This window comes from Actinomycetospora sp., assembly GCF_055612215.1.
Genome location: NZ_JBVPVA010000441.1, coordinates 1 through 7582 on the forward strand (window position 1 = coordinate 1; position 7582 = coordinate 7582).

General features: G+C 73.6%; 7 protein-coding genes and 1 pseudogene. 4 read left to right on the forward strand and 4 right to left on the reverse strand.

The window, feature by feature from the left end:
- On the forward strand, positions 1–788 hold a 788-nt coding region (locus AC0CYZ_RS12370; protein WP_472215693.1), incomplete at its 5' end, for an NAD(P)-dependent oxidoreductase.
- Here AC0CYZ_RS12370 and AC0CYZ_RS12375 read toward each other — a convergent pair.
- From AC0CYZ_RS12375 to AC0CYZ_RS12385, 3 genes are all read right to left on the reverse strand, one after another.
- On the reverse strand, positions 770–1678 hold the full coding sequence (locus AC0CYZ_RS12375) for a sigma-70 family RNA polymerase sigma factor (protein ID WP_472215695.1): 909 nt from the start codon (positions 1676–1678) through the stop codon (positions 770–772). The genes AC0CYZ_RS12370 and AC0CYZ_RS12375 overlap by 19 nt on opposite strands.
- A complete protein-coding gene (locus AC0CYZ_RS12380; protein WP_472215697.1) occupies positions 1675–2817 on the reverse strand; it encodes an NAD(P)/FAD-dependent oxidoreductase in 1143 nt (380 codons plus the stop codon). The genes AC0CYZ_RS12375 and AC0CYZ_RS12380 overlap by 4 nt, the downstream gene beginning before the upstream one ends.
- 248 nt (positions 2818–3065) lie before the next feature.
- Entirely contained in the window at positions 3066–3878 is an 813-nt protein-coding gene (locus tag AC0CYZ_RS12385; protein ID WP_472215699.1) for a hypothetical protein, read from the reverse strand.
- 108 nt (positions 3879–3986) lie between these two features.
- Between AC0CYZ_RS12385 and ppsA the strand changes: the two genes are divergently transcribed.
- Positions 3987–6365 (forward strand): phosphoenolpyruvate synthase, encoded by a 2379-nt coding sequence (gene ppsA, locus AC0CYZ_RS12390; RefSeq protein WP_472215701.1) that lies wholly within the window; start codon positions 3987–3989, stop codon positions 6363–6365.
- Positions 6366–6376: 11 nt separating this feature from the next.
- Here the strand turns inward: ppsA and AC0CYZ_RS12395 are convergent, their stop codons facing one another.
- Positions 6377–6751, reverse strand: a complete 375-nt coding sequence (locus AC0CYZ_RS12395; RefSeq protein ID WP_472215703.1) for a cupin domain-containing protein — start codon at positions 6749–6751, stop codon at positions 6377–6379.
- Between the two features lie 68 nt (positions 6752–6819).
- On the opposite strand from AC0CYZ_RS12395, the gene AC0CYZ_RS12400 reads away from it, so the two are divergent.
- Positions 6820–7287: a MarR family winged helix-turn-helix transcriptional regulator gene (locus AC0CYZ_RS12400; protein WP_472215704.1), complete on the forward strand. Its 468-nt coding sequence runs from the start codon at positions 6820–6822 to the stop codon at positions 7285–7287.
- Between the two features lie 87 nt (positions 7288–7374).
- Positions 7375–7582: pseudogene (locus tag AC0CYZ_RS12405) on the forward strand (ATP-binding cassette domain-containing protein); the annotation flags it as partial.

Consider the following 7582-nt stretch of genomic DNA (forward strand, 5'->3'; position numbering starts at 1 on the left):
AGGTCCGGGCGTGGAACCGGAGCCGGGACAAGGCGGAGCCGCTCGCCGGGGACGGCGCGATCGTCGTCGACTCCGCCGCGGACGCGGTGAAGGACGCCGACGCGGTCCTGACGATGCTCTTCGACGCCGACGCGGTCGCCGCCACGATGGCCGACGCGCTCGAAGCGTTCGGCCCGGAGACGGTGTGGGTGCAGACCTCCACGGTCGGCATCGACGGCATCGACCGGCTGGCCGCCCAGGCCCGCGACGCCGGGGTCGCGTTCCTCGACACCCCCGTGGTCGGTACGAAGGACCCGGCCGAGCAGGGGGCGCTGGTGCTGCTGCCCTCGGGGGACCGGGGGCTGGAGGAGCGGGTCCGCCCGGTGTTCGAGGCGATCGGTTCGACGACGATCTGGGCGGGCGACGAGGTCGGCGCCGGCAGCCGACTCAAGCTCGTCGTCAACGCGTGGCTCGCGACGGTCGTCGGCGGGGTGGCCCAGTCCGTCGCGCTCGCCGGGGACCTCGGGCTCGACCCGCAGCTGTTCCTCGACGCGATCTCCGGCCAGGCGCTCGACAGCCGCTACGCCCAGCTCAAGGGCGCCGGTATGGTCTCCGGCGACTTCGGGCCCTCGTTCGCCCTCGACGGCGTCCTCAAGGACACCCACCTGATCCTCGACGCCGCGTACTCCGCGGGCACCCACACCGGCCTGCTGGCCATGCTCGCCGACCGGCTGGCCGCCGCAGACCGGGCGGGTCTCGGGTCGCAGGACACCGCCGCCGTCGTGAGCGCCTACCGGGCCGGCGGCTGAGCCGGGATCGCCCCGAACTTCGCCGGGTTGAGGACCGAGGAGAGCCGCACCAGCTCGCCGGTCGCCGCGTCGAACTCCGGCGCCATGACGACGACGACCTGCCCGCCGACGCGGGCGACGATCGCGACGCCGGCGTTGACCTCCTCGACCGTGATGGTCGCCGCCGTCGCGTTCTTCGCCTGGCCCACGACGAAGCGGGCGACCTTGGCCCGGCCCGCGACCGGCTTCCGGGCCGCCCGCGCGACGCCGCCGCCGTCGGAGAGCGCCTCGACGTCGTCGGCCAGGAGCTGCTCGAGCGCCGCGAGGTCGTCGCCCCCGGCCGCCGCGAGGAACCGGGCGGTCAGCCGGGCGGCCCGCTCGGCGTCGGCCTCGAAGCGGCGCCGACCCGAGCCCATGCGCTCCCGGGCGCGGTGCAGGTGCTGGCGCACCGTCGCCTCAGGGAGGTCGAGCAGCTCGGCGACCTCGGCGTGCGGGTAGTCGAACGCCTCGTGCAGGACGACGACGGCCCGCTCCGCGGGGGAGAGCAGCTCGAGCAGGCGCAGCATCCCCAGTGAGAGCGTCTCCCGCTGGGTGGCGGTCTCGGACGGCCCGAGGTCGACCCCGCCCGGCCCGGTGGGGACCGGCTCGGGCAGCCACGGCCCGACGTAGTCGGTGCGACGGTCGCGCAGCGCCGCGAGCCGGGTGCGGCAGAGGTTGACCACCACGCGGGTCAGCCACGCCTCCGGCTCGAGCACCTCGGACTCGTGGCGCGACCACCGCAGCCAGGCGTCCTGGACGGCGTCCTGCGCCTCGTCGAGCTCGCCGAGCATCCGGTACGCGAGCCCGGTGAGCCGCGGCCGGTTCGCCTCGAACCGTGCCGTGGGGGTGTCGGTCTCCGGGGGACGGGTCACGCGCTCGCCGGGATCCGGGGGTGGGTCTGGACCCACAGCGTGCCCCTCACGATCGCCTCCTTCACCCGGGCGGCGGCCCGGCCCGTCAGCACCAGCTCGCGCGGCCGGTCGTCGGTGTGCACCACCTGCACCAGCCCGTCGCGGCGTCCCAGGCTGACGCACCGGATCGCGTAGCGGTAGCGGAACGCGCCCGGCTCGCGTCCGGCCAGCACCGCGGCGACGGTGCGCGCACCCTGCTGGGCCGCGGGGATGGTGGTCGCGCACGCCATCCGCACCACGTCGCCGTTCGACGCCACGGCGGCCGCGACGTCCCCGACCGCGACGACGTCCGGGTGCGACGTGGAGCGCAGGGCCGCGTCGACGAGGACCCGCCCGTGCGCGTCGACGGCGAGCCCGGCCCGGGCCGCCAGGTCGGGGACGACGAGGCCGCCGGTCCAGACGACGACGTCGGCGGCCTCCTCGGTCCCGTCGGCGAGGGTGAGCCCGCCGGGGTGGACGGCCCTCACCTCGGCGTGCTCGACCACCCGGATCCCGAGCCGGGCGACGACGCGGCGGACGTGCGCGACGCCCTTGGCCGAGAGGTCGTCGTCGAGCGCCCCGGCCGTGACGAGCGTGGTCGCGGTGGCGGGGTGGCTCTCGGCGAGCTCCGTCGCGGTCTCCAGCCCGGTGAGCCCGGCGCCCACGACGGCGAGGCGGCGGCATCCCCGGTCCAGCCGCGCGGCGAGCTCCGCGGCGCCGGCCGCCGTGGTGACGTCGTACGCGTGCTCGGGGACCGCCGCGTGGCTGCCGAGGGCGAGGACGACGACGTCGTAGTCGAGGGACCCGCCGTCGCGCAGCGCGACGCGATGGGCGACGGGGTCGAGGCCGAGGACGCGGTCGTCGACGAACCGCACGCCGGTCCCGGCCAGCAGGTCGGTGAAGCGGGGCGCCTCGACGGGCTGCCCGGTGGCGAGCTGGTGCAGGCGGACTCGCTGGACGAAGCGGTCGCCGTCGTTCACCAGCGTCACCGCCGCGTCGGTGCGCCGGGCGAGCGACTGCGCGGCGAGCTGCCCGCCGTAGCCCCCGCCGAGCACCACCACGCGTGCGCGCTCCCGTCCGCGCGGTCCGCCCCTGGTCCCGAGAACCTCGGTCGCCGTCATGGCCCGTCCTCCTCGCTCGATCGTCTCGGGGAGAAGACCGGCGGTGTCGGCCGGCCGTGACAGGTGGCGACGTGACCTGCGGCACACGTCCGGGGTCCCGCCCCGCCGCCGTTCCGACCGAGGGGCACCTTCGGTCGACTAGATCGGCGAAGGGCGCCCCTCGCCGGAACCGCGTACGCCGGTGTCGGCTGAGCGATGGGCACCCTCAGTCGCTTCTATCGACCGAGGGGGCCCATCGCTCAGAACGGTCAGGCCGGGCCCACGACGGCATCGCGGTGCAGGTAGCGGTCGGCGACGATCGTGAGCATCCGGCGGGCCGACTGCGGCGACTCGACGACGCCGGGCGGCACGGCGCCACGGGCCTGGCCGTAGGCGCGGCCGGCGAGGTCCTCGAGGAGCTCGGCGACCGGGCCCTCCCCGCGCAGCCGCAGCCCGGTGGCCCGCTGCAGGTGCGTCGTCCCCGTTCCGCCGTAGGTCCGCTCGGCGTACTCCGGGTAGACGCCCGCGAGGAAGAGCGCGCCGTCGCCGATCCGGCGCCACACCCCGGGCCGGGCCTCGGGCGCGACGTCGGCGAGCAGCTCGGCCAGGCGCGGCAGGTCGAGCTCGTCCCAGCGCCGCCGGTGCCAGCCACGCTCACCGCGGCGCCACACGACGCCGGAGGCCAGCCGCGCGTAGGAGGCGAGGAGCTCGGCGAGGAAGAGCCGGTGCGCGGGCTCGGTGGCGAAGGCCGCGATGACCGGGCCGTCGAGGATCGGGAGGCGCGAGCGCGGGGCGGTCCGGTCGACCACCGCCGTTCGCCCGACCAGCGACCCGGCCGCCCGGTGGACCGCCGCCGCGAACACGAGGAAGGGCGAGACGTAGCGGAAGCGCTCGCCCTCGTCGTGTGCGGCGGTGAGCAGGGCGTCGGCGACCGCGGGCCGGTCCAGGAGGTCGAGCACGAGCTCCGGGTGGCGGCGCAGGGCGTCGACCTGGTCGGGTCGGTCGCCGGTCAGCGCCAGCAGGTCGTGGTCGGTGAGGTGTTCCCCGTAGCGGCGGGCCACGGCGTCGCGCGACGTGTCCATGCCTCCATCGTGCCGCGCCCGGAGAACCGTTCGGCGGTTCGGCTCGATCGACCGAGGGAATGAATGGTGCCGGGAGCGGGCCGCTCGGGCCCGGGACGGAGGGCCGCGATGGACCACGTGCGCTGGTTGGAGACCCTGTCCTCGGAGGACACCGACGCCGTCGGGGGCAAGAACTCCTCGCTCGGCGAGATGATCCAGAACCTCGACCGGGCCGGCGTGCGCGTGCCGGGCGGCTTCGCGACCACCTCCGAGGCCTACCGGGCGTTCCTGTCCGCCAACGGCCTCGACGACCGCATCCGCGAGCTGCTCGACGGCCTCGACCCGAACGGCGACGAGCTCGCCCGCGTCGGGGCCGCGATCCGCGACGAGTTCGCGAAGGCGGAGTTCCCGCAGGACACCGCGGACGCGATCCGCGAGGCCTACGAGGAGCTCTCCCGGCGCTACGACACCACCGACGTGGACGTGGCCGTCCGGTCCAGCGCCACCGCGGAGGACCTCCCCGACGCGAGCTTCGCCGGCCAGCAGGACACCTACCTCAACATCACCGGCGCCGACGCCCTGCTGCGCGCCTGCAAGGACTGCTACGCCTCGGTGTTCACCGACCGCGCGATCAGCTACCGCACCGAGCAGGGCTACGACCACCTCGACCTGGCGCTCTCGGTGGGCGTCCAGAAGATGGTGCGCTCGGACTCGGGCAGTGCCGGCGTCATGTTCACGATCGACTCGGACACCGGCTTCCCGGACACGATCGTCATCAACGCCGCCTGGGGTCTGGGGGAGAACGTCGTCGGCGGCGAGGTGACCCCCGACCAGTACACGGTCTACAAGCCGTTCCTGGACAAGGAGAACCTCGTCCCGATCATCGCGAAGTCGGTCGGGGCGAAGGAGAAGACCCTGCAGTACGCCGACTCCCCGGAGACCGCCGGCGACACCACCGAGAACGTCGACACCCCCGAGGAGCACCGCAGCCGGTTCGTCCTCTCCGACGACGACGTCCTCGCGCTCGCCCGCTGGGGCGTCACCATCGAGAAGCACTACGACCGGCCGATGGACATCGAGTGGGCCCGCGACGGCCGCAGCGGCGAGCTGTTCGTGGTCCAGGCACGTCCGGAGACGGTGCAGTCCAACGCGGGCGCGGGCACGTTGCAGACCTACCGGCTCGACGGGACCGGCGACGTCGTCGTCTCCGGTCTCGCGATCGGGCAGGCGATCGCGGCCGGCGAGGTGCAGCGCATCGCCTCGGCCGACGACATCGACACCTTCCAGGAGGGCAAGGTCCTCGTCACGGAGATGACCGACCCCGACTGGGTGCCGATCATGCGCAAGGCCGCGGCGATCGTCACCGACCGCGGCGGCCGCACCTCGCACGCCGCCATCGTCTCGCGGGAGCTGGGCGTGCCGGCCGTCGTCGGGACCGGCGACGCCACCGAGACGCTCGAGGACGGCCGGGAGGTGACCATCTCCTGCGTCGAGGGCGACGAGGGGTACGTCTACGACGGCATCCTCGACTACTCCGTGGAGGACCTCGACCTCGACGACGTCCCCGAGACGCGGACCCGGGTCATGATGAACATCGGCAGCCCGGCCGCGGCGATGCAGTGGTGGCGCCTGCCCGCGCACGGGATCGGCCTGGCCCGCGTCGAGTACCTCGTGAACAACGTGATCAAGGCGCACCCGCTGGCGCTGCTGCACCCCGACCAGGTCGACGACGACGCCCGGGCCCAGATCGAGGAGCTCACCGAGGGCTACGACGACAACGCGGAGTACTTCGTCGAGCAGATGTCCCGAGGGATCGGGGTGATCGCGGCGTCGCAGTACCCCGAACCCGTCGTCGTGCGGCTCTCGGACTTCAAGACCAACGAGTACGCGGGCCTGATCGGCGGGACGACGTTCGAGCCCGACGAGGAGAACCCGATGCTGGGCTGGCGCGGGGCCTCGCGCTACTACAGCGAGGACTACCAGGAGGCCTTCGCACTGGAGTGCCGGGCGCTCTCGCGAGTGCGGACGGACATGGGCTTCACGAACGTCATCGTCATGGTCCCGTTCTGCCGCACCCCGGAGGAGGCCGACCGGGTGCTGGAGGTGATGGCCTCGCACGGGCTCGAACGCGGCCGCGACGAACTGCAGGTCTACGTCATGGCGGAGATCCCGTCGAACGTGCTGCAGGCCGACGAGTTCGCCGAGCGCTTCGACGGGTTCTCCATCGGTTCCAACGACCTCACGCAGCTCACCCTCGGGATCGGGCGTGACGACGACCGGCTGGCCCACCTGTTCGACGAGCGCAGCCCCGCCGTCAAGAAGATGATCTCGATGCTGATCGAGACCGCCCACGCCAAGGGTCGCTACGTCGGCATCTGCGGGCAGGGGCCGAGCGACCACCCGGACCTGGCGGAGTTCCTCGTCGAGCAGGGCATCGACTCGATGTCGCTGAACCCCGACAGCGTGCTCACGGTGATCGAGCGGGTGGCGGAGGCGGAGCAGCGGTAGGCCGGCGCGGGTCAGGCGATCCAGGGCGGGACGGTGGGCTCGCGGTCGGGCCCGCCTGCCACGTCGCCGCCCCGGCCGGTGACGATCGCGGTGAGCCCGAGCTGCGGGTCGGCCGCGATGCGGCGGGTGCACCCGCCGTCGAGGACGACGGTGTCCCCGACGACCGCGTCGATCCGCTCGCCGCCGACGGTCACCGCGGCCGCGCCGTCGAGCACCGTCCAGATCTGCTCGCCGTCCATGACGTGCAGCGGCCCCTGGGTGCCGGGCGCCATCTCCACCCGCCACAGGGCCGCGGTGGTCCCGCCCTGGGTCGGGGACGCGTAGGTGGTCATCACGGCGTTCGGGGTCTCGACCCGGCGGGCCGCGGCACTGCGGACGACGAGCATGGTGCACTCCTTGTGCTCGGTCAACGTGGTTGTCGATACGGTAAGTCACGTTGTCTATCGTGGGAAGGGTGAGCACGACGATGTCCGGCGCCGAGTTGGCAGTGCGACTGTTCGGGGCGTTCCGGTCGCTGGTCGACGACCTGCACGACGAGCTCGCCCGCCGTGGGCACCCGCACGTGCGGCCCGCGCACGGGTTCGCGCTGCAGGCGATCGGCCGGGACGGCGCGACCGCCAGCGAGCTGGGCGTCCTCCTGGGGGTGTCGAAGCAGGCGGCGGGCAAGACCGTGGACGGACTCGCCGTGCTCGGGTACGTCGAGCGGGTCGCGGACCCCACCGACGCGCGCCGCCGGACCGTCGTCGTGACCGAGTCCGGCCGGGAGGTGCTGCGCCTGTCGGCGGAGATTTTCGAGCGGCTGCGGGCGGAGCGCGAGCAGCAGGTGGGGGCCGCGCGGATGCGCGAGACGGAGGAAGCGTTGCGCCGACTCGATCGGGCGACGACGCTGCGAGTGGACGCCGCAGCCTGGCTGGGTGGCTGAACGACGTGGTCCGACCGCTCCGTCACCGGGAACCCCCCTCCCGGCGGGGACGTCGGCCGGACCGAGCGACGAAGCAGGAGGAAGCGCATGGGTGGCGTCGAGGTCGGGATCAAGAATCTCTCGAAGTCGTTCGGGAGTTCGAACATCTGGTCCGACGTGACGTTGACTCTGCCCGCCGGTGAGGTGTCGGTTTGCTGGGTCCGTCGGGGACCGGGAAGTCGGTGCTGCTGAAGTCGATCATCGGGTTGCTCAAGCCCGAGAAGGGGTCGATCTTCATCCACGACACCGACCTGGT